This is a genomic window from Pseudomonas sp. MIACH, from assembly GCF_001269925.1.
In the GTDB taxonomy this organism is placed as follows: domain Bacteria; phylum Pseudomonadota; class Gammaproteobacteria; order Pseudomonadales; family Pseudomonadaceae; genus Aquipseudomonas.
In genome coordinates this window covers 77,575-100,183 of sequence record NZ_LHVO01000060.1, presented here as the reverse complement: position 1 = coordinate 100,183, position 22,609 = coordinate 77,575, and the positions used below count along the sequence as shown (strand labels likewise).

Below are 22,609 nucleotides of genomic sequence, written 5' to 3'. Positions count from 1 at the left end.
GGTGAGTAGATTCTCCAGTGGTGGTCGTGCCTGAGTTCAAGCGATCTGAAAATCCGACTTTTTCAACAGAATCGGCCAAAAGCGGCCCTTCGCAACAGGCATAAATCGGCCAGAAGCGGTCATTCATACGCGTCTACCAAGTTGGCATTCAGAACGGCGCGACAGGCTAGAACCTACTATTCAGTGCAGTCGTCCTGTAAATCGCTCTTCAGGGGATCCGGCAGCTAAAACGGCTTCGGCTTTTATCAGCGTGCCATCGAAATCTGCCGGCTTATCCAGCCCTATCCGTGCGCTGGTGCAGTAAAGCGTTTCATAACCAAGTCCCGCTAACACCGGACAAGTGGTCTGAATACACGGGGAGTCGATCACGCTGTCAACTTTGCCGTCAGTCGCGTAACGCACGACTCTGCTACCGCCCCATTCCGCATTCCAGAGAAAGCCCTGCGCATCAATACAAGAACCGTCTGGAGCACCCTGACCGTTGACTGTAGTGAATACCCGCTGGTTTTCTAGCGACGGGTAATCGCAGCAGAAAATGCATCCTTGCAGGGAGTCCGCGTAATACATGGTGGAACCGTCCGGGCTAAAACAGATGCTGTTCGGGATCGCCACTTCGGGAAGGTCCAGCGTTTCAGTCTTGAGCGTCGCGGCATTGAACCGGTGAAATCGCCCTATAGTTTGCACCGCCTCACCGGCATCCATAGTGCTAAACACAAAGTTGCCCATACGGTCGCAGCGGCCATCATTGACCCGGGTTCCGGGTACTCCAGGCGTGATGGTAATTTTGGTGAAGCGAAGAGTACTCAGGTTGTAATGACCTAGGCAGGAGGCCAATCCCATTAGCAATACGTCTGTATTGGTCGTAAGGGCGAACGACCCCAGCGGCTCGGGCACTCGCCAGTGCTGTACTTCACCGCTCACGGGGTCCAGAGCAAGCAGTTCGCAACCAGGGATATCGGTCCAGAACAGGCGTTCCGTTCTTTCACACCAGACAGGGCACTCGCCAAGAAGACTGGTGGTGCCGCTTAGGGTTTTAAACATGGTTGCGTCCTACGAAACAGGATGGGGCAAACAAGGCAGTCAGTTGGAGAAAAGCGCTGACCACCTGTCACCGAACAGGGCGATGGCCAGTCCTGCGAGCATCACCATCGACCCGGCCAACTTGATGAGAGACACCGGCCTTTCCGATGCCCCCATCAATCCGAAATGATCGATAACCAGTGAGGAGATAATCTGACCTGCGATAGCGAGGCCCAGCAGGGCTGACAGGCCGATTTTTGGCGCAAGCACCACATAACTAAGCAAGGCACCGGCACCCAGCAGACCGCCCAGCAGGCTCCACCAGGGCTGGGCAGGTATAGCCGCCAGTGAGGCCACTATCCCGCCACGCATCAATGAAAAGACGCCCAGGCACACCGCTCCGGCAGTAAATGAGAACAGCGCCGCCGCTACGGAATCTCCACCCACACCTTTAGCGAGTTGACCATTCAGCGTGGTCTGCAGGGTAATGCCAAGCCCCGCGGCGATGGCCAGCAGGTAGTAAGCTGCGTTCATTTCGCGCCTCCTTACTTGGCTGACTCAAGCGGCATGAATGTCTCGGCAAAAATATCCGGCTGGTAGCCTGCGGCAGCAAACAGATGCTCACGGGATTCGTCGATTGCTGCACGCAGCCTTTCGCTGTCCACGCCCAGCACCTTGCCGCCGCGCTTGACGATGCGCCCGCCAATCATGACCGTGTCGACATTGCTGCGTTCGGCCGCGTGTACCACGGTGCCGAATGCGTTACCCGACGGGTAAAGGTTGATGTCCTGCGCATTGATAAGGATCAGGTCGGCCTGTTTGCCGGGGGTCAGGGTGCCGACTTTGTCCTGCAATCCTGCACAGGTGGCGCCGTCAAGAGTGGCAGCTTTGAGCAGGCCATGAGCCGGCAGGGTCACCGGATGATGCTCTGCGCCGCAGCAGCGCTGCTGGTGCATGCCCATGACGCGTTGCAGGTAGAACGCCACCCGCATCTCCATGAACATGTCACCGCTATAGGAGGTTTCGTTATCGACACTCAGCCCCGGGCTGATGCCGTGACGCTGGGCCGACTGCATGGCGAACATTCCATCTTCAATGCCGTAGTGGGCATCTGAACGCGGGCATACGTTGACCCGCACGCCAGCCTCGCGAATGATTTTCCAGCCGGCGTCCGGCAGCGCTGTGCAGTGGTTGAAGATGTTATCGGGGCGCAGCAGACCCTCGCGATGCAAACCCTCCAACTCAGCTGCCATGTCCCCGCCGAAGAATTCGGTAATGATAGGCAGCCCCAAGCGCCGGGCCTCAGCCCATAGCTCAGGCTCCAGCTGCGCCATTACCGCCAGCGAGAGCAGCGGGTTGTCACCGTTCTTGACGTATTTCCCCTGGAGACGCTCCAGGTTGCCGGGCCAGTGGGCTTTGTCCCACTCACCAGAAACTGGCGCACCGGAGGCGTGTACAGACCGGATACCAGCATCGAGCAGCGCCTCGACCGCGGCGTCGGAGTGCGCGCCGGTGCGGCTGTTGTGCGAGTTATCGACCACGGTCGTGATGCCCGCATCGATGCACCCCAATGCAGTCAGTAGATTGCCAATATACATGTCAGCCGGGCGATAGTATTTGGCGAACGAGAAGTGCGTTGCGTTGCAGTAGTCTTCCAGGGTTTCGGCATTCGGATTGATTCGACGCAGTTGGCCCTCCCAGGAGTGACGATGCGTATCGACCATGCCGGGCATGGCAATCATGCCGGATGCCTCGATAACCATAGCGTCGCCGGCCTCGATGTTTTCACCTATGGCCGTGATGGTGCTGCCTTCGATAAGGATATCGCCGCGCGCCAGATTGCCGATATCACCGTCCATGCTCAGCACAGTGGCGCCGCGGATAAGGGTGCGGGCGGCCTGAGCGGTCGGGGCCTGCACAATGCTGCGGTTATATTCAGCCATTTTCTGTACACCTCTTCAAATTTCGTTGGAAGCAATGTACGCAATGCGATACTGCGGGAAAAAGATGGTTAAACTGTTTTTATTATTCAATATCTACGAATAATAACGACTTTACCCGATCACTGCTTTGAGGCTGCTAACAGTCATGGACCGTATTCAAGCGATGCAGGTTTTCGTACGTGTGGCTGAAGCAGGAAGCTTTATCCAGGCGGCGCAGACGCTCTCTCTGCCGGCCTCCACAGTTACCAGCAGCGTTAAAAATCTTGAGAAGTACTTGCAGGTACGCCTGCTGAACAGAACAACGCGTCGGGTCAGCCTGACCTCTGAGGGCGCACAATATCTGGCGCAATGCCGGGAAATATTGGAGCTGATCGAACACACAGAGACCAGCCTGACGGATTCCGTAAAACGGCCACAGGGGCGTTTGCGTGTCGATATGCCGGGTGGCATTGCACACTTCATCGTCATGCCAAACCTGCAAGACTTCTACAGGCGCTACCCGGATATCTACCTGATGATAGGCGTCAACGATCGGCAGGTTGATCTGGTTCAAGAGGGTGTCGATTGCGTTATTCGTACAGGCGAGCTCGATGACTCAACGCTCGTTGCGCGCCCACTCGGTCGGTTTCGCTGGGTAACCTGTGCGTCTGCCGCCTATCTCGAAGAGAACGGCACTCCGCAAAATCCGCAAGATTTGTCTCACCACCGGGCCATCCATTACTTCTCGGGCCGCGCAAGGCAAGCAGGTGAAATGCGCTTTGCCCGTGGTACCGAAAAAATCTCAGTCCCGGTGAACGGCACAGCGGCCGTCAACGAGACTGGGCTTTACATCAAAATGTGCCTTGAAGGCTTCGGGCTGGTGCAGCTCGCTGAGAACGTGGTCAGCGAGCATCTGCGAGAAGGGCGACTGGTCGAAGTGCTTGCTGACTGGCAGCCCGCATCGGTTCCTGTTCACCTGCTATACCCGCATCAGCGCTTTTTATCGCCAGCTGTGAGCGCATTCGCTGACTGGATTGCTGGGCTTGTTCGCGACGATGATTCAGCAGATTCAAGTTGAACGTTGCGCCCGGCCAGCATGCCGGTGAATGCTCCGGCTACGGAGATTGCGGCTGTGATCAGCAGCGGTCCTGTCCAGCCACCGGTCCAGTCGTGCAGTTGGCCCAGCAGCAAGGGGCCTGCGGCTGCCATCAGGTAGCCGACGCACTGCGCCATTCCTGAAAGTGCCGCCGTGTCACCGGCATTTTTTGTGCGCAAGCCGATGAAGGTCAGGCCGAGCATCATGCTGGCACCAGAGCCGAAGCCCAGGACCGCGGCCCACAACATGGCGTAGTCTGGCGCGTAAATGAGCCCGATCAGGGATGAGGCGATTAACAGGCTGACGGTAGCGGCTGCCAGTTTCTGGTCTTTGAGACGACGAAGCGTGGCCGCCAGAATCAAGCCGGGAATGGCCGTCGTCAGTTGAAGCGTGCCGTGTACCGTGCCTGCTTGCTCCGGGGATATGCCATGGTCCATCAGAATGGTCGGCAGCCAGCCGACGGCGACATAAAAAGGCATCGCGTTCAGCCCCATGAACAGTGTGACCTGCCATGCCAGCGGCGAACACCAGACGGCCACGGTTGGCGCTTGTTTCGGACCTGACAGATTTACGTGTTCGTGTTTTTTCAACTGCGGCAGCCACACCACCAGCGCCAACAACGGGGCTGCGACCAACAAACTCAGGGCAATCGGCCATCCCCATGATTGGGTCAGCGGAACTATTACGGCTGAACCGACAGCGCCCGCTGCACCCATGGTGATGGAATAAGCGCCGGTCATGGACGCCATTTTTGTCGAGAAGTCGCGTTTGATCAGGCCGGGCAGCAGCACGTTGCCCAGGGCGATCCCAGTGCCTATCAATATCGTACCGGCGTACAACACCCATGCGCTGCCTGCGGAGCGGAGCAGGATGCCCGCTGAAATGACCAACAGTGCACCGAAAAGCGTGCGCTCGATGCCGAACCTGCGGGCGACCGATGCGCTGAGCGGGGAGAAGGCTGCAAAGGCAAGTAATGGCAGTGAAGTAAGCAGGCCTAGAGCTGAGGCGCTCAAGCCAAAATCATTCTGGATCAGCGGCAAAACGGGCGCGATGCTGGTAAAGGGAACGCGCAGGTTCACGGCGATAAGCAGAATGCCTGCGACGAGCGCGATGGCATGCCACTTGTTTTTTGTATCTGACATATTCTTTATCTGTCCTCTTAAAAGAAGACAACTGTAGAGAACTTCAGAACCGGCTAATATAGATATCAAGATACCTGATATCTAAATTATGCCAAGCTCAAAAAATGTCGTTTCCTCGCCGGAAGATTTCGATTCAGACCTTTTCGCCCAGGCAGCGATTGCCCTCAAGGTTGCGCCTGACCTCAATGATTCGGGTGCCCGTCCGCATGATCATCGCAAAGGCCAGCTCATCCTGTCTTTGCATGGCGCAGTGAGCTGTGAGGTGCAAAATGCACTCTGGCTTGTCCCTCCCCAGCACGCCGTATGGATCCCGGGCGGCACGCCGCACAGTTGCCGAGTGACCGAAAACGCCCGGACCTGCTTTCTGTTCGTTGAGCCCGGTGCGGCAGCCATGCCTGAAGAATGCTGCACGGTTGCCATTACGCCCCTTGTTCGGGAGATGGTCCTGCATCTCGCTGAACAGGAACCTGCTTACCATTCCGAGGGCAAGACAGCTCGGCTGGTTGCAGTGCTGCTTGAGCAGCTTTCCGATGCCCCGCTGAAAGAGCTGCATTTGCCGATATCAGACCACCCCAAGATCAAACAAATCGCGGATACGCTCTTCTCAGATCCAGGCGACCGAACCACGTTGCGCGAGTGGGCCACTCGGCTTGCAACCAGTGAACGAACGCTGGCCAGGCTTGTAGAAAGCACGACCGGGCTGAGCTTCGGACGCTGGCGTCAACAATTGCATTTGATGATCGCACTGAGTCATTTGGCGGAGGGGGTATCCGTGCAACGTGTGGCGGGCATCCTGGGATATGACTCTGTTAATGCATTCATCACTATGTTCAAGAAAGCACTGGGTAAACCGCCTACTCAGTATTTTTCCTCTCTGCGCTAGTGCTCTGCTGGCTGATACAAAGCGCCGAGGCTGTAGAACGATCTGTCTGCTATTGGCCGTCTGCTGCCTGTCGCATCGGCAGCTTTTGGCGAATGCTGCCCCCTCATCATGCCCTTAACTCACGGGTGGCTCAGGACATCCGCCTCCCTCACTGCTACGCTTTCGGCTCTTTCATTGGAGTCGAAACGATGCCCACTGAATATTCACTGCCTGATGTCCTTGAGCGTATGTACCAAAACCAGCTCGCCTTAGAAGCGGCGGTGATGGAGTTGACGTTATGGATTGAGCGCCAGGGTACGACGGACACAGGCGACAATGTCCGCGGCGCGCTACAAACGATTGGAGAGAACGCCGGACACATCAAACAAGGCTTTGCAAAACTGAAAGCCCGAGGCCCACACTAATTAAGCTTTCCACGACGTTCCGCATGCAACTGCCTTGCTTGGACTATCTGCGCATACAGTCCGGGCCATCTGTCCGGCGCATAGGATGACCCCACACTTTACAGTCCGTCAGATACAGATCCCAAACTATGTGCAGGCAGGTAAAATGGCATAATATGCCAATAGTCGAAAGGTCCTGTATGACCAGAGCTGGAGCTAATCATGGCGACGCGAAACGTTGTGCTCACCCCCCACCAGGAACAGGTTATCCAAGACCTTGTGCAGTCTGGCCGTTATCAGAATGCCAGCGAAGTGATGCGGGAAGGTTTGCGGCTGTTGGAACAGCGTGTCGCCGAAGACACCGCCAAAATTGAGGCCCTGCGTCTGGCGACCTCGATCGGCATAATGGACTTTGAGCAAGGGCGCTTTACTCAGTTGAACGAACGGGATCTGGAGCACTACCTCGAGGGCTTGAGCCTGGAGGCCGCCCTCCCCGCGCGCGAGAAACACTGACATGCCGCAGTATCGGATTTCGAACGCGGCGCGCGCCGACATTGTCGACATCCTCAGGCTCTCCCAAGCGCAGTTCGGCGATCAAGCACGCCAGCGCTACCAGGCGCTGATCCTCGCGGCGCTGCGAGCGATCGCCGACACGCCTTATCGCATTGGCAGCTACGAACGCGATGAGCTGGCACCGGGCCTTCGCAGCTATCACCTCATCTATTCACGACAGCAGGCCAAACAGCCCCATGGGGCGGTCAAGAGCCCTCGCCATATCGTGTTTTATCGTGTAGCAAGCGCAGACGTGATCGAGGTCGTCCGACTTCTTCATGACGCCATGGAAGGGCAACTGCACCTGCCCAACGACTGATCGCCAACCGAGCTCAAAGGCTTAGCTGGCAATGAACAGCGAAGGTAAGGCGCCCGCATCTATATGCAACCTGAGCGCCCTCGCTGCCATCCGGCTCCGCGCCCCGTTGAAGCGAGAAGTGCTGGGGCCGACCGGACTATTGAGACCCATGATCAGAGGCACGATGCTCAGCGTTGCGTACCACGTTGAATGCTGAACAACCGCTTCCTCAGCGTTTTCCGTGGCCAGGCGCCTAGCACTCCCCTCCAGCTGCCGGTGGACACGCGGATCGATCTCCCTGGCGACCAGCGCCATTGCAAAATCTCGCAGAGCATGAGCATCTCACGATGCCAATTTCAGGACAGGTGCTGAAAGACAGCCCGGACAACTCCAATTAAGGATATAGATTCATCTAACGACCAAGAATTTGCCAGATTCGGGTTGGTCATCCAGTATACGGAGGCGCACTGAATACCAGCCACGACCACCTAGATCCATGTCAGAAATCGCCATTCGCGATCGCTCGTACACTTGGTGCAATTGGGGGCATAACTGGGGGCATATTTTAGATTTTTCGAGCTGAAAATATTGTCCTAGAGCCCAGTCAAAATGTTTTTTGGCGACCCTGAGAGTCTTTAGGTGTCGTTGGGCAGGCTGTTGAGCTGATCATTTTTGCCTTTCCATAAACCATGGAACTCCATCCACTTTCAGTGAATTGCTACGCCTCGGCGACCTTGGGCCTCGGACCGACTGATCCCGGCGCTCGCTGCGCCTTTCAAGACCTGCCCGGAAGTGGATATCGAATTGCAGTCCAACGACCGTGTGGTGGACTTGGTGGGCTGCCTGCGCCCCACCGCGGCGTACCTGTGAAGCCAACGGCACGCCACGGATTCCAACGGGGCTGCAGTGCAATGCCATCGATTAGATGACATCCATGAAGCTACTCTCTGACCTGGGAGAAAGTAACCACTGGACCATATTCCTGATCAGACACTATCGCCCGCACACAAAATTTCTTTTCTGGAAATTTACTCAGTAACACCATCCTCCACGACTGAGCAACAATCCTGCACAGCTGCATTCCCCAAACCTGTGTCTTATCGGTTAATTTCTGGCTTTAGCCACAATTTAATGGGCTTAGGTTCAGTGCTCACCCCCTGCTCTGCTGAGCATCAACAGGGATGTCGAGGCTGAAGGTTGCGCCCTGTCCCGCTCCGTCGCTGTGCACGGTCAAGCTGCCACCCATTTCCTGCGCGGCGAGCGCGCAGCTGTGCAGGCCGAAACCGTGGCCCTCTTTGCGCGTCGTGAAGCCATGGGAAAAGATACGCGTCAGGTGCTCGGGCGTAATCCCGTTGCCGTTGTCAGCCACCGTGATACGCAGGACTGGCCCGTCCGCGAGGGCGGCGCTGAAGGTGATGCACGGGCTGCGATCGACCACGCCGTCCAGCGCCTGATTGGCGTTTCTGATCAGGTTCATCAGAATCAGCAGCACTCGGTGCCGGTCCAGCGACAGCAGGGGCAAGTCGGCAATCTCCTTGACCACTCTCACCTCCTGGCGCACCCGTGCCCCGGCACTCATGCTTAAGGCATCATCGATCAATTCCGAGACCGGTATTGTCTCGACGACACTGACGGCAACGGCATAGGACTGCTGGGCCGCGACGATGGTTTTGATGTGGTCAATGCCCTTGGTGAGTTGCCCGAGCTCTTCGATGATGCCCTGTTGCTCTGCCGTCACCACCTCCGCCAGCTTGAGCAGGTAGTCGGGCAGCATCTTCCCTTTGTTGTCGCGGGTGAGGAATTCGCTCAGGTCATTGATGTGCTCGTTCAGCATCTGAGCCACCTTGCCCAGGCCCTGGGCCTTGGAAGTGCGCATCTGACTGCTGACCAGTTCTGCCGATACGTTCACGCTGTTGAGGACGTTGCCGACGTTGTGCAGCACCGTCGTGGCGATTTCGGCCATGCCCGCCTGACGGGATTTTGCATTCAGTTCGGCTTGCACCTGGCTCATGCGCAGGGCCGCACGTACGCGAGCCTTGAGCTCCAGCGGCGAGAAGGGTTTGGCAATATAGTCATCGGCGCCACTTTCCAGCCCGGAGACGCAGGCCTCGCTGCCGCCGCGGGCGGTCAGCAGGATGACGGGTATATGGGCGAAACCCGCGCTGGCTTTGATTCTGGCGGTCAGGCCAAAGCCGTCGAGCTCCGGCATCATCACATCCGAGAGCACCACATCGATTGCTCGACGCTGCAGTGTTGCCCAAGCCTGTTCTCCATCAGCTGCGGTGACGACGATGTAGTCGTCGCGCAAAAGCTCGCTGAGGTAGCTAAGCATTTCCGGGCTGTCATCTACCACTAGCACCCTGGACTGCAAGGCGTGCTCCGGGGCGCCCTCTCCAGTCGAGGCGGGGTCGTTGCTACTGCCATGGCGACCGTCGTCGAAAAGCAGGTGGCGCTGCTCGGCTGTGATGATGGTGGTGGGTGACGAGCGTTCATGCAGATTGCTGACTTCGGTCGGCACTGTGTTTTGCTCAGCCCCCCGCGCCAATCGAACAAAGAAGCACGACCCCCGTCCAGGCTCACTGTTGACGCCGACTTCGCCCCCCATCAGCTCGACCAGATCCTTGACCAGGGCGAGACCGATGCCTGTGCCGCTGTATTGGCGCGTGGCGGAGTTATCAATCTGGGAAAACCGCTGGAACAGCAGCGGCAATTTGTCAGCCGCAATGCCAATGCCCGAGTCTTGTACCGATAGCTCAAATCGCTCGTCATCGAGCGCAGTGACGGCCAGATGCACGGTACCGCCGGCGGGGGTGAACTTGATGGCGTTACTCACCAGGTTGAGCAGAATCTTCTCGAAGTGCCGGGGGTCCAGGAACACCGTGCCAAGGGCGGGATCGATGCTGCAGGTCAAGGTGCAACCTTTGCCCTTGGCCACCATGGCGGCATCCTCGGCCAGCACACCCACCGCCTGGTTCAAGTCAATCGGCGCCGGACACAACTCAAACTTGCCGGCTTCAGCCTTGGAGAAATCGAGGATGTCGTTCACCCGGTTCATCAAGCGCAGCGCGTTGCGTTGGGCGCGCTCGATTTGCACACGCCAGTCCGCCGGCGGAGTGGTTGCCGCCGAGAGCTGCTCCAGCGGGGCCAGAATGAGCGTCAGAGGGGTGCGCAATTCGTGGCTGACCGTGGCCACGAAATCGCTCTTTGCCTGGTTAGCCGTATCGGCCTGGTTGCGCGCCTGAATGAGCTCGACGGCCTGCGCCTCCAGCACCTCAGTCTGCCGGTGCAGCGTGTCGGTTCGTTCGGCGACCATTCTCTCCAACGAGGCCTGGACCTGCTGTCGTTCGGCCTCGGCTTCGGCCTCCAGCACCCGGATGCGCAACGCATTTTCTTGGAACACCCGCACGGCCCGCGTCATGATCCCAATCTCATCGCCGCGTCCGGCGCTGGCGATCTCGGCGGTCAGGTCACCGGCAGCAAGCCGGCGCATGACCGAGGCCAGGGCGACGATGGGCTGCGCGACAAACCGCGAGGTGCTCCAGGCGATGGCACCGGCCAGCAGGATGGCGACGGTGCCCGCGATGATCGCCGCAAGCATGCCGCGATCCTTGTGGGCCAAGGCGTCTGAGCGCGCCTCGCCAGCGAAGCGCGCAACCAACAGGCCCGCGCTCCGAGCCTCGTTGCGAACTTGGTCACGCGCGTCGCTCAAGGCGTTGCTCGCCTGATGGAACCTGGCGAATGCGGCCCGGTAGCCGGCAATCTGATCGCTGACCGTCAGGGGTGTAGCGCTGGTCTGCGGCCCTACAGACGAAGGGAGAACGCGAGAAAGACGGGAGAGCTCATCCAGGATGGCGCCGACAGCGTCCGCGACCTCGGCCGACGGTGTCAGGCGAAACGACAACGTCTGCGCTTCCAGGGTGGCCACCCGCTCGGCGAAACGCTTGGACAATGCGGCTGCATTTTGCAGTAACCCGGTGGCTGCCTGAATGTCGCTGGCGTCACGGGCAACGTGCTCGTCCACCTCACCCAACATTGCTTCGAGGCGCTCGGCCACATCCCCAACCGCGCCGAGATGTCCCAAAGCGTCGCCTCCCAGAGGCTTGGGCGCCTTGCCAAGCTGCTCGACCGCCAGGCTGGCCGCCGTGATCGCCGTCGCCAACTGCCCCAGGGCCTCCACCTCCTGTGGCGTTTCCATCAACTCGCGCAATTGCTCGACCACGGGCGGCAGTGCCGCGCAGGCGTTCCTCGCCGCAGTGGCGGCCGCCCCATCACCGGTCACCAGCGCCTTGGCCACATTGGCGGTGATGATCCGCTCGCCGTTGCGCAGGATATCCAGGATGCGATGGGCGCTCTCAATATTGCTCACCTGCGCCTTGTGGTCAGCGGCGCGGGAATCAAGCCCCTTCAGCCCATCGGCGATGCCCTGTTCGACGAGGGTCGTCGCCTCTCGCATTCGGCTGTAGTGGGCTGTCATGTTCTCCGTTTCGCCATCCATGGTCAGGGTCGCCGCCCGTAAGGCGGCGATCGCCGCAGAGAGTCTTTCCAGACTGCCCTTGAGCGATTGCGCCTCTACCACCGGAATGTCGTCAAGGCCGGCGATAGCTGTCGCCACCATGCCTTCTGCCTGGGACAGGCTTTCCTGGTCGCGGGTGGCAATGAAGTTTTCCACCCGCCCGGTGGCCCCGTTGACCGAGGCCAGGATCTCTGCGGAATGACTGGCGGAATCCACCGCACGCACCATGCCTCGCAGGCCGTAGAGGTTCACCAGCGATACCGCCAGCATCAAGAACACCAGTGCGGCAACCGCCAGGCCAATCCTGACGGCAATGGGCCTGGCCGTGGCTGATTTGAATGTCAACATGGGGCCTCGCCTCCTCGACCGCCGCTACTGTTTCTTGACCTCCGGCAAAGGCGCCGGCGCCGCCGTATTGTTGATGGCCGCGTCGATCATCGCCGCAACGGAAGCCTGGCTGTAGAAAGGGTTGGCGGCGCCGCCCACCGGCATAGTGGCGAGCCAGGTGTCCAGGTCTTTCGCATCGATACGCACCAGCGGCACCTCGACGAACTTCGGCACCGGCTTGCCCGCCAGGATCTGCTGGGCCACCCAGAACCCCACTTGGGAGACACTCGGGGAGGCAGAGACAGAGACGGTCTCGTAGCCATTGGCATCGCGCTCCTGTTTCCACAAGGCGAGTTCGTCCTGGCGGTTCCCCATCACGATGATCGGCAAAGGGCGTCCTGCCGCCTTGAACGCCATCGCCGCCCCGTAACCATCGCCCCCCTGAGTCGCCACGGCATCAATCCTGGGCAACGACAGCAGCGCCAGCGCCACCTCCTTGCGGGCGACGGAAGCCGTCCAGTTGCCGTATACGGTCTTGGCGAATTTCAGTCCCGGATAGTCGCTGGCGGCCTTGCGAATGCCGTCGCTGATGTTTTTATCGGTGGCATCGCCGGCAATGCCGCGGATCTCCAGCAACGTTCCGTTGCCCTTAAGGCGCTCGGCGATGTAATCCATTTCCACACGACCCATGGCGGACCAGTTGTAATCCACGGTGTAGACGCAACGTTCGGTAACCAGGCTGGCCATGACGACCACCACGATGCCCGCGTTGCAGGCGTCGCGGATGACCCCGTTAAGGGCCGTGTCGGAAGCGGCCAGGATGACAATGGCATTGACGCCCTTGACGATCATGTCCTGGATATGGGCGGCCTGTTCCGATGCCGAGTTATTGGTGCTGACTACCGGGGCCTCCCGGATCAAGCCATCCTTTTGCGCTTGGAGCGCAATTTCCTGCCAGTTGCGCACCATCACCTTGCGAAAATCGCTGCCCGCGTAGGAGTTGCTGAAGGCAATGCTATAGCCTGCGGTAGGGCCGCCAGCGATGCCATCGTCAGCCGCTTGGGCTGGATTGGCGGCAACGATCGCCATCCCCGCCACGCAGCCGGCGAAGCGCCACAAGAGTGTGTGGAGTGGTTTAGTGTTCATGCTGTTCTCCGACGCGCCTGGGATTGACCAGCAGTAATCCACCCGCACCTGCCGACAGTCCGGATCGACGGCTTGATCTGGGTGGAGCAGTTGGCACGCAGATAGGAGATCTTCGACTCTTTGAAGTTTGGCGCAGGCATTGAACGTCTCCCTGTATGGCACGTGCGGGGTTGTTACGTATTGCCTTCGGAAAAACCTGAAGCCCACCACGCTAGTGTCTTGCCTGCATTGGCAATGATCATAGTATCAAAGTGCCCGCTTCGCGCGGCCTTGGAGGATTTCAGCCAATTGAGCGCCCCACAAGGCGATGCGCAAATATCCGTCCTTGGACTGAGAGGTCTAGCAGGTGCGGCTCGCCGCTCAGGACGACAGAAACGAAAAGCCGCGACTGGCCGCACTGCGCTCATATTCCAGGAGGCACTCATAGTCAGCCTCACTGGCCGGCAGGACTTCCTTGATCGCTAGGTCACGGGAAACCTCAGGAAGCTGGCCCAAGGCTTCGTTCATTGCGTTCCTGATTGAAACGGCGTCCGCAGCCGTTTGACCAATCGAGGTTATGTAAGGCAGGCAGGGACTGCGCGCACTCCGCACGAGGATCCTGAGGCCTTCGATCTCGGCACTGTGATCTCTTGCAAGATAGTCGTAGGTGACGCTGTCGATGGACGCCAAATCGCCCTCGCCTGCTTTCAGCCGTCGCATGCTCTCCCGGTGGGATCCGGTGAAGGTGAGTGTCGAGAAAAACCCACGGTCGCTGATCCCGGCCAGCGTGTGGCGCAATAAATTCATTCCTGAGTTGGAATCCCGGGCGTTGATCAGGCCATGGCTGCCCTGGAAACCCGCCAGGTCAGTCATGGCCGAATCAGCCCTGCAGAGCAGCACACTGCAATGATCCCCCCCCGAGCTATGGGGAAGCTCATAGCTCGGGCGCCCTATCAGCCTCACCTTTCCCCGCAATGACGTGACGAATGGATAGCCGCAGGTCTGGGATAACAACAGATCCGGGGAAAGCCAGTGCGCCGCGAGATCAATGATCTGTTTTTGCCCTCGGCGCTCGCCGAGAATCTCCAGGATGCGCTCAAGCCAGGCGTGCTGTGCCTGTAAAACCCTGGCGGGAGCGAGGTACATGGATAGATCGCTGGTCATATGACATCCATTCAGAGGGTGCGATTGCCGCTGATCACAGCAGGAAACGGTTGGCAGGCGTCTTCAAGCCCAAGCGATCCCTCAGTGTCCCGGGTTCATATTCCTGGCGGAACACCCCTTTGGCTTGCAGCAAGGGCACCACGCCACGGGTGAATGTTTCGAAGTCAGTGGGCAAAAACGGAAACATGAGGTTGTAGCCATCGACGGCATTCGACTCGTATAACGCTGAAAGCTTGTCGGCAATATGCTCCGCCGTTCCGATCAGCAGCCAGGTACTTGAACTCTTGACCAACCGGCGTCCTATTTCGCGGATGGACAAGGAGGTGTCATACTGCTTGAGCAGGGCCAGCTCAGTTCGAATGCCATCAAACTCGGACTCATCCGGCAACGCTGGCAATGGTCCGTCCGGCGATAGACCCGTCAAGTCCAGGCGGGTGTAGCTGGAGACCAGGTCAATCGCCACCGCATCGATAATCAGGCTGTCCTCCAGGTGCCGACGTCGTTCCTCCTCAGTCTCATCCCCGAGCACCACCGGAAGCACGCCGGTGATGATTTTCAGATCACTGGAATGCCTGCCCTTCAACTCGAGTCGGCGATTCAAATCGGCCCTGTACGCCAACCCCTCTTCGACCGAATTGATAAAACAGAAGTGCACGTCCGCATGCGCGGCGGCCAGGTTTTTACCGGCTTCAGAAGACCCCGCCTGGGCAAGGACCGGATGGCCCTGGGGTGGACGCGGCACGTTAAGCGGCCCACGTACGTTGAAATGAGCGCCTTTGTGATTGATCGGGTGAATTTTCGATGGGTCGGCAAAGTCGCCCGTACCCTTGTCAAACGCTAGCGCACCCTCCTCCCAGGAGTCCCAGAGCTGCTTGACGACGTGGATGAATTCCTCGGCCCGCAGATAACGATCACCGTGCTTGGTTACGCCTGACAATCCGAAATTCGAGGCCTCCTCTTCCAGCCAGGACGTCACGATATTCCAGCTGGCTCGCCCTGCGCTGAGGTAGTCCAGCGAAGCAAAATAGCGCGCGAGGTTGAAGGGCTCATTATAGGAAGTCGAAGCCGTGCCCATCAGCCCGATGTGCTCGGTAACCGCAGCCAGTGCGGACAACAGCGTTATCGGTTCCAGGCGGGCGTTGGCATAGTGCCTCAACCCGCTGGCCACGGAGTCCCAGACTGCGACGTGATCCGCGACAAAAACCGCATCAAACTTCGCCGCCTCCGCCGCCTGCACGAGTTTTACGTAGTAACCCAGCGTCAATATCTCTTGGGTCGGTGCCAGCGGGTGGCGCCAGGAAAAACGATGATCGCCCTGGGGATTAAAAAAGAACAAATTCAAAATCATACTTTTATTCGACATAACGCCTCCGCGACCTTACCCACGTCGCATTGATTTTCACTGGGCCGTCTTGACGGTATGTTCGGCGACCCACTGCGCCGCGACTTTCGCGGGGTCCTTGTGATCGATATCAACCAGGCGATTGAGTTGCTTGAGGTCGTCATCGGTCAGTTTTGCAGAGACCTCGTTGAGCACCTGGGTGACTTCCGGGGTCAGCAACGCCTTGCGACCCAGTGGCGTGATGTTTTGCAGGGGCTGTTGGTGCTTGTCGTCCTCAAGGACAACCCAAGGCTCTTTCGCCAGGATGCCTTGCGTGGAGACCACCGTGGCCACGTCGATAGCGCCGGAGTTCAACGCCAGCCGCGACAACGGCCCGCCCATGTCCAGCGACTTGATGCTCTTGAAGTTGATGCCGTAGACCGCCTTTAACCCGGGCAGGCCTAACGCAGCCGTGGCAACTTCGGGAGGCCCGCCCAGGGTGAAATCTCCCGAAACGGGCGCCAGGTCGGACAAGGTGCGCAGGTTGTACTTTTCTGCGGTCTTTTTGGTGACAGCCCAGGCGGTAATGGAGCCTGCGGACGAAGGCTCAAGCAGCTGGAGGTCCGCCGGCAACTTCTGTTGCAAAGCGCCGAGGATCTCCTTTTGGCTGGTCAGGGCGGTCTTGTCGTCATAGAAACTCAACAGTGACCCCAGGTATTCGGGTACGACGTCTATATCGCCGTTTTCCAGGGCCTGGGCGATGATCTGGCGGTTGCCGAGATTGAGTCGGGTCTTGACGTCTATCCCTTGATTTTTCAAGGCTGACGCATAGATGTTGGCGAGAATCGTCTGCTCGGAAAAATTGGCCCCTCCAATGGTGATGGACTGAGCGCTGGCAAACGCGCTGCCCACCAGCAAGCCTAACCCCAGCAGCAATGAAACCGAGTGCGCTGAGCGAGCCTTCGAACGTTGTTTGTTTTTCATGTGGGTTTGCACCTCTGCAGAGTTAATACACACTTTCAAATGCCTCAGGTCATGTAGCGCTTAGTTCGATTTTTCCCGCCCGCCATTTTCTAACCATGAATGTTTCTATCATTGAACAAACCCACTCACTGACAATCGCCAGTGCCGACACCATCAGTGCGCCGCCAATAATTTGCGGCGTATCATTTCGGCCCAGTCCATCAATAAGAAACCTGCCCAGCCCACCGAAGCCGGCATACGCGGCGATGGTGGCCGTGGCGATAAGTTGCACCAGGGCTGATCGGAACCCTGAAAAGATCAGCGGAAAAGCCAGCGGCAACTCGAGCTGAAAAAACATCTGCCCTCTGCGCATGCCCATCGATCTGGCAGCCTGCTTCAGAGATGAATCCACCTGATCGATGCCAACATAGGTATTGGTTAATATCGGCGGGATGCTCATGGTCACCAACGCGATAATCACCGTGCTGGTTTCATAGCCAATGAGCATGATTGCAAGTATCACAATACCCAGGGAAGGTAATGCTCGCCCAATATTGAACAGCCCTATCGCCACCTGCGCGCCTTTGCGATAGTTAGCCAACAGTACGCCAAGCGGCAACGCTATTGCGCAAGCAATAACCAGGCTCAAGGACACATAATAAATATGCTCTGCCAGCCGAGTCAGGATGCCGTTTTCACCCAACCAATTATCAGGAAGAGAAAACCAAAGGTAGACACTTGCGATCATGTTCATCAGCGCACCCAAGGCACCAGCCATTTATTGATTGAATAAAACAGAAAATCAAAACATAACGCCAACATCACGGTCAGGACCAGGCTGACTGCCACAGGTGTAGTGAAACTTTGAGCCAGCCCGGTAATGAACAACTGGCCCAGTCCACCTTGTCCAATCAAGGCAGTAACAGTCACCAGTCCCACCAAAGTAACCGAGGTTGTTCGTAAGCCTGCCAATAAAGCAGGCAGCGCCAGTGGAAGTTCAACCCCGAGGAATCTCTGCATGCGCGTATACCCGAGCGCACGGGCTTCCTCCAATACGTCCGCGGGGTTACTCGCAAGTCCCGCCAAGGTGTTCTGTAACACGATGAGCAAGGAATACAGGCTCAAACCAATGACCGCCGTGGTCTTGGATAACCCGGTAAAAGGCATTATCAAAATAAACAGTGCCAGCGACGGAATGGTAAAGAGTATGCCGCAGACATAAATCATCGGCCGCGCCAGTCCTGGCTGCCACAACGTCAAGAGCACCATTGCACCCGCTAACAGCATCCCTATACACAGGCCCAAGGTCACCAGTTGAATATGATCAATTAACAGCTGGCCGATCTGCTGCCAGTTTTCAACGATCCAGGACCAGTCAATCATTGCGCACTTCCGAAGCGGCGCTCATTGAGTGCGCTGTGAAGGCTGGCAATCGACAGGCAACCTTCGTAACCGCCCGCCTCGTCCACGCGAACAACCACACCGATCGGTGCCGTTAGAATTTTAACCAGGGCGTGATGCAATGAGTCGTGACTCGACACCGTGGTCAGCTCCGGAACAGCCACGTCCGATTCACTGACCCACTTCAACGGGTTGGACTTGTCATCCAGGAGAAGTTTGAATTCACAACTGACCTCATCCACCGGAAGATCAGAAACCTTCATCAGCGAAAGTCTTTTTAACAGCGGATCTTTGCCGATAAAGTTCTTCACAAACTCGCTGGCAGGATGGGCAAGGATGTTGTGAGGGGTATCGAACTGAACAAGTTTTCCTTCGCCCTCGAAGATGGCAATCCGATCACCAATCTTGATGGCCTCCTCCATATCATGGGTCACCAGGATAATGGTTTTATGCAAACGTCTCTGAAGTGCAACCAGTTCATCCTGCAGTCGCTCGCGTATCACCGGATCAAGCGCGGCAAAGGGTTCGTCCATCAATACAACCGGTGGGTCCGAGGCCAATGCCCGCGCCAGGGCGACACGGCTTTGCTGTCCGCCCGACAGCTGATTAGGGTAGCGGTCCAGAAATTCCGGCTGAAGCCCAACCAGGGAGATGAGTTCGCTCACGCGCTGGCGAATTTTATGTTTGCTCCAGCCCAGCAGCCGCGGGACTGCGCCAATATTTTCGGCAACCGTCTGGTGAGGAAATAAGGCTGCGCTCTGCATCATGAAACCAATGCCACGGCGTAGCGTAACGACGTCAAGTTCATCGGTCGCCACGCCATTGACACAGATGCGGCCACTGTCCTGGGTATCCAGCCTGTTGATCATGCGCAAAATGGTGGTTTTGCCGCATCCACTGGGCCCGACAAATACACAGATCTCACCCTCTCGGACGTGAAGCGTTAAATCGCTCACGGCCATTCGCGGGCTGCCTTTATGAGTTTTCCTGATGGCTTCAAAACGTATCATTTTTCCGACGCCCTATTAGCTTGCCTAGTGTTAGTGCTCAGCAGGATGGCGAGGACAATCCACGGGACTGACCAGATGTTTCTGCAATAACTGGAAGTAGCCATGAATGACATAGCCATTGTTTCGCGCGATCCATTGTTCACGCCTGGCTCTATACACCCTGGGTAAGTAAAACCAGGGCAAACCGGGAAGATCGTGATGAACCAGGTGAAGATTGAGGTTGAGAAACAGCCAACTCAACAGCCCCGACGATTCATTGATAACCGTGCGGTGTTGCGGAAGCGTTGACGGACGATGTTCGTAAAACGACCGGATCATGGCAATCGACAAGGCCGGCAGCGACACCAGGAATAGGTACTGCATGGCACTGATGGCGCTGTATTGCTCAACCAAGGCCAGCACTACGCCAACACTTAGTAGATGAGCAACCCACATCCGCCAAGCGATTCGCCCGGTGTGAAACAGCCCTCCGATCTCACTGCCCACGAGGGTTATCACCGCCAACGGAGCGCCCATAAGCAAACGACCACCCACGGTCTTGTTTACCCATAACAACGTTCTGATATAGCGAGGCGAGCGCAACCAAACAGCACCGGTGACATAACGACTTTCCGGATCTTGGCCCGGCACCGTCAACGCCTCGTCGTGGTGATGCGCCAAATGAGTGTCCCTATAGATGTCGTAGGGATACCACACGGCAAATGGCAGAAATCCCAGGGCTTTATTGATGCCAGCCCAACGCGTTGGATGACCGTGGATAAGCTCATGCTGAATCGACATCCACAGCACAACCAGTGGAATCAACAGGACGAGGCTGAGTACTTCGCCAAGTACGCTCCCACAAAAAATAATAAACGCCCAAGCCAGATAGAACCCGACTAACAAAAGCCAGGTGGGCCATTCAGTTTTACTCGTTACGGTAGTGCTCAGCTTAGCGATTTCAGCTCGATGAGCTTCATCCAGATAGTTTGGCATTGTTGTCAATCGTGATAGGTCTTGCTCGGAACAGACGCCCAATCACTCACACTTCAGGCTGCAACCCCATAGACGGGGTATTACCGGAAGATGATTGGCTGGACTGACGGTATGGAAGTGCGCAACAACGATGATTCACATGGCGTAGAGAAGAAACGCCAGGCCTTCGCTGATTGCACTGCAGGCTTCGCTGTTGGCCTGACAAGGGAGGGGTTTGCCGGTAACGAATGGAACGGCAATGGAGGAAAAAGAACTGATGCGCAGATTGCCGGCGTGATAAATCGCCGCGTGGGCGCCGTCATGCGACAGAGCCTCAAGGCTGATTTGGAAGATTCGGGCGCCGGACATAGTCGTACCATAACAATAGGATTGAACATATCCGGCGGTCCGGTGACAGCAAGGTAGCATGATGATTAATACGATCAAGGAATATATTTTATTATGCTTATTCCTAAAGAGAATAACGAAAAATAACGTGCCTCTTCTGTTCTGTATTCTCGGGATTCGGGATTCTTGACATAGCGTAAGACGACGACATCAATACGAGTGAGCGCTTTTGTCCAGAAGCGTCGGATCATTCGTGGAGACGTCGTATCACCCACTACCAACGGACATCTACGACTCGCACGTAGATGCCCGCTCCCCTGTCATCGTCGGATGTTGAGTGGTCGTAAAAAGTCAGTCATTGAAACGGTGCATGCTGTACTCAACAACGGATTACGACTCGAACTCGGAAAACCGACGTTCAGCCTCTGATTCCCTGAGATTAAAACCGTCGCGGCATAACATCTCCGCTCCGGTATAAGACTCAAATCAATTCGGCTAAAGACGCCGGATTGAAGCCCTTCAGATCCGCGTAATTGCCTTTTTCCACTTTGGCGACCCAATCCTTGTCACTCAGCAAAACTCGCCCTACTGCGATCAGATCAAACTCTTCGCGCTCCATACGCTCGACGAGCCGATCCAGACTCGCAGGCGTTGATCCCTGGCCGGCGAATGCATGAGTAACATCATTATCCAGCCCGACCGAGCCGACGCTGATGGTTGTGGCTCCAGTGACTTTCTTCGCCCAGCCCGCGCAATTGAGTCCGTTCTCACCGTCAATTTCGGGAAACTCAGGGTCCCAGAAGCGTCGCTGCGAACAATGCAGAACATCAACGCCTGCCTGAACCAACGGCAGTAGCCAGTCTTCCATCGCTGCTGGGGTCTCTGCAATGCGCACCGCAAAGTCCTGCTGTTTCCACTGGCTGACGCGCATGATGATTGGGAATTCGGGGCCGACCGCATGACGAACAGCAGAGACAATCTCAGCGGCAAAGCGCGAGCGCTCCTTGATCGTCGGTCCACCGTAGCGATCGGTGCGCTGATTGGTGCCGCCCCAGAAAAACTGATCGATCAAATAGCCATGAGCCCCATGGATTTCAACGGTGTCGAAACCCAGGCGTTTGGCATCCGCTGCTGCCTTGGCGAAAGCAGCAACTGTATCTGCAATATCCTCTTCGCTCATCGCCACACCGCGTGGGTCGTTTGGCGAATCGAGGCCAGATGGACTTTCCACCGGCGCATCTGGCTCCCAGCCGCTGACGTCACGCACTGCACCGGTGTGCCAGAGCTGCGGCCCCATACGGCCACCCGCATTGTGGACAGAATCGATCACGTTCTTCCATCCGGCCAGCGCTGCTTCACCGTGGAAAAAAGGAATACCGGAACCGTTACGTGAAGCGGGACGATCGATAACGGTCCCTTCTGACAAGATTAATCCGGCACGACCTTCCGCGCGCCGCCGGTAATATGCAGCGCTCGCTTCGCCGGGGACGCCGTCCGGCGAAAATTGCCTAGTCATCGGCGCCATGACAATCCGGTTTTTCAACTCAAGTGACCCGATGGAAAAAGGACGGAATAAAATGCTGGTATCAGGGTTTGACATTGGATGGACTCCATTTGCTTTCGGAAGCCATATAAGTATATTTTGTAGACCTAATGTCAATTAGGCACCTAGAGTAGCCTAGGTATATATGAGGAAACTTCGATGCTGGAATTAAAGCCACAATGTTTTTCGTCGGACTGCCCAAGCCGGGCATTGTTCGACCAGATCGCAGACAAGTGGTCGATGATGGTTCTGGCTGTGCTTGATGATGGACCCCATCGCTTTAATGCCATCAGGCGCCGCCTGGAGGGTGTCACTCAGAAGGCACTGACGCAGTGCCTCCGGCGGCTGGAACGAAATGGTCTCGTATCGCGCCAGGTCATCTCGTTCTCGCCCGTGGCAGTCCAGTATGAGATCACCCCACTGGGTCGGACATTGCAGCAGCCATTTCGCGAATTGCATAAATGGACGCTTGATAAATTGCCTGATATTGAAGCTGCCCGGTTGAAGTTTGATGAGGCCGCGGAGGCAAACCTACCAACGCCACATTAAGTACCTAATTGACGCAGGGTTTATCTGCAACCGTCTGATCAAGTTATTACTGCTCAGACGATCGCAGAAGTTACTCCACCGGGTATTGGCGAGCG

Annotated in this window: 21 protein-coding genes; 7 read left to right on the top strand and 14 right to left on the bottom strand. The window is 57.2% G+C overall.

Annotation, left to right across the window (positions count from 1 at the left end; translation table 11 throughout):
- Positions 1 to 180: 180 nt before the first annotated feature.
- Genes AD670_RS25920 through AD670_RS25910 form a run of 3 tightly spaced genes read right to left on the bottom strand, consistent with a single transcriptional unit; the run spans position 181 to position 2,963 of the window.
- Complete coding sequence (locus AD670_RS25920) at positions 181 to 1,041, bottom strand: SMP-30/gluconolactonase/LRE family protein (protein ID WP_053139080.1); 861 nt, start codon at positions 1,039 to 1,041, stop codon at positions 181 to 183.
- Between the two features lie 39 nt (positions 1,042 to 1,080).
- Positions 1,081 to 1,554: a DMT family transporter gene (locus AD670_RS25915; RefSeq protein ID WP_015371102.1), complete on the bottom strand. Its 474-nt coding sequence runs from the start codon at positions 1,552 to 1,554 to the stop codon at positions 1,081 to 1,083.
- An 11-nt stretch (positions 1,555 to 1,565) separates the two neighbouring features.
- Complete coding sequence (locus AD670_RS25910) at positions 1,566 to 2,963, bottom strand: amidohydrolase family protein (protein ID WP_053139078.1); 1,398 nt, start codon at positions 2,961 to 2,963, stop codon at positions 1,566 to 1,568.
- Positions 2,964 to 3,108: 145 nt separating this feature from the next.
- On the opposite strand from AD670_RS25910, the gene AD670_RS31245 reads away from it, so the two are divergent.
- Positions 3,109 to 4,020, top strand: coding sequence for a LysR family transcriptional regulator (locus AD670_RS31245; RefSeq protein WP_015371104.1), 912 nt, complete (start codon positions 3,109 to 3,111; stop codon positions 4,018 to 4,020).
- On the opposite strand, the gene AD670_RS25900 is transcribed toward AD670_RS31245, so the two are convergent.
- Positions 3,933 to 5,180: an MFS transporter gene (locus AD670_RS25900; RefSeq protein ID WP_053139074.1), complete on the bottom strand. Its 1,248-nt coding sequence runs from the start codon at positions 5,178 to 5,180 to the stop codon at positions 3,933 to 3,935. The genes AD670_RS31245 and AD670_RS25900 overlap by 88 nt on opposite strands.
- 88 nt (positions 5,181 to 5,268) lie before the next feature.
- On the opposite strand from AD670_RS25900, the gene AD670_RS25895 reads away from it, so the two are divergent.
- From AD670_RS25895 to AD670_RS25880, 4 genes are all read left to right on the top strand, one after another.
- Positions 5,269 to 6,063 (top strand): helix-turn-helix domain-containing protein, encoded by a 795-nt coding sequence (locus AD670_RS25895; RefSeq protein WP_041931406.1) that lies wholly within the window; start codon positions 5,269 to 5,271, stop codon positions 6,061 to 6,063.
- A gap of 188 nt (positions 6,064 to 6,251) precedes the next feature.
- Positions 6,252 to 6,467, top strand: coding sequence for a hypothetical protein (locus AD670_RS25890; RefSeq protein WP_053139072.1), 216 nt, complete (start codon positions 6,252 to 6,254; stop codon positions 6,465 to 6,467).
- 201 nt (positions 6,468 to 6,668) lie between these two features.
- Positions 6,669 to 6,959, top strand: coding sequence for a type II toxin-antitoxin system ParD family antitoxin (locus AD670_RS25885; RefSeq protein ID WP_053139070.1), 291 nt, complete (start codon positions 6,669 to 6,671; stop codon positions 6,957 to 6,959).
- A 1-nt stretch (position 6,960) separates the two neighbouring features.
- Positions 6,961 to 7,317 (top strand): type II toxin-antitoxin system RelE/ParE family toxin, encoded by a 357-nt coding sequence (locus AD670_RS25880; RefSeq protein WP_053139068.1) that lies wholly within the window; start codon positions 6,961 to 6,963, stop codon positions 7,315 to 7,317.
- A 1,129-nt stretch (positions 7,318 to 8,446) separates the two neighbouring features.
- Here AD670_RS25880 and AD670_RS25870 read toward each other — a convergent pair.
- The 9 genes from AD670_RS25870 to AD670_RS25830 form a co-directional block, all read right to left on the bottom strand.
- Positions 8,447 to 12,157, bottom strand: coding sequence for an ATP-binding protein (locus tag AD670_RS25870; protein ID WP_053139064.1), 3,711 nt, complete (start codon positions 12,155 to 12,157; stop codon positions 8,447 to 8,449).
- 24 nt (positions 12,158 to 12,181) lie between these two features.
- Complete coding sequence (locus tag AD670_RS25865) at positions 12,182 to 13,282, bottom strand: ABC transporter substrate-binding protein (protein ID WP_053139062.1); 1,101 nt, start codon at positions 13,280 to 13,282, stop codon at positions 12,182 to 12,184.
- A gap of 360 nt (positions 13,283 to 13,642) precedes the next feature.
- The gene (locus tag AD670_RS25860; RefSeq protein ID WP_053139060.1) at positions 13,643 to 14,425 is read right to left on the bottom strand and encodes a phosphate/phosphite/phosphonate ABC transporter substrate-binding protein; all 783 of its coding nucleotides are present in this window, start codon (positions 14,423 to 14,425) and stop codon (positions 13,643 to 13,645) included.
- A 34-nt stretch (positions 14,426 to 14,459) separates the two neighbouring features.
- Entirely contained in the window at positions 14,460 to 15,788 is a 1,329-nt protein-coding gene (locus tag AD670_RS25855; RefSeq protein WP_053139058.1) for an LLM class flavin-dependent oxidoreductase, read from the bottom strand.
- Between the two features lie 36 nt (positions 15,789 to 15,824).
- Positions 15,825 to 16,730: an ABC transporter substrate-binding protein gene (locus AD670_RS25850; RefSeq protein WP_053139056.1), complete on the bottom strand. Its 906-nt coding sequence runs from the start codon at positions 16,728 to 16,730 to the stop codon at positions 15,825 to 15,827.
- Between the two features lie 49 nt (positions 16,731 to 16,779).
- Entirely contained in the window at positions 16,780 to 17,463 is a 684-nt protein-coding gene (locus tag AD670_RS25845) for an ABC transporter permease (RefSeq protein ID WP_053139145.1), read from the bottom strand.
- Positions 17,463 to 18,092 carry an ABC transporter permease gene (locus tag AD670_RS25840; protein WP_053139054.1) on the bottom strand — a complete coding sequence of 210 codons (630 nt, stop codon included), beginning with the start codon at positions 18,090 to 18,092 and terminating at the stop codon, positions 17,463 to 17,465. Before AD670_RS25840 ends, AD670_RS25845 begins: the two co-directional genes overlap by 1 nt.
- Positions 18,089 to 19,120 carry an ABC transporter ATP-binding protein gene (locus AD670_RS25835; protein WP_053139052.1) on the bottom strand — a complete coding sequence of 344 codons (1,032 nt, stop codon included), beginning with the start codon at positions 19,118 to 19,120 and terminating at the stop codon, positions 18,089 to 18,091. The genes AD670_RS25840 and AD670_RS25835 overlap by 4 nt, the downstream gene beginning before the upstream one ends.
- 30 nt (positions 19,121 to 19,150) lie before the next feature.
- Positions 19,151 to 20,095, bottom strand: a complete 945-nt coding sequence (locus tag AD670_RS25830) for a fatty acid desaturase (protein WP_053139050.1) — start codon at positions 20,093 to 20,095, stop codon at positions 19,151 to 19,153.
- A gap of 111 nt (positions 20,096 to 20,206) precedes the next feature.
- Here AD670_RS25830 and AD670_RS31555 point away from each other — a divergent pair, with 111 nt between their 5' ends.
- On the top strand, positions 20,207 to 20,500 hold the full coding sequence (locus tag AD670_RS31555) for a hypothetical protein (protein ID WP_156338314.1): 294 nt from the start codon (positions 20,207 to 20,209) through the stop codon (positions 20,498 to 20,500).
- A gap of 403 nt (positions 20,501 to 20,903) precedes the next feature.
- Here AD670_RS31555 and AD670_RS25820 read toward each other — a convergent pair whose 3' ends face one another.
- The gene (locus AD670_RS25820; RefSeq protein ID WP_053139046.1) at positions 20,904 to 22,022 is read right to left on the bottom strand and encodes an NADH:flavin oxidoreductase; all 1,119 of its coding nucleotides are present in this window, start codon (positions 22,020 to 22,022) and stop codon (positions 20,904 to 20,906) included.
- A gap of 102 nt (positions 22,023 to 22,124) precedes the next feature.
- Here AD670_RS25820 and AD670_RS25815 point away from each other — a divergent pair, with 102 nt between their 5' ends.
- A complete protein-coding gene (locus tag AD670_RS25815; RefSeq protein ID WP_053139043.1) occupies positions 22,125 to 22,514 on the top strand; it encodes a helix-turn-helix domain-containing protein in 390 nt (129 codons plus the stop codon).
- Positions 22,515 to 22,609: the final 95 nt, after the last annotated feature.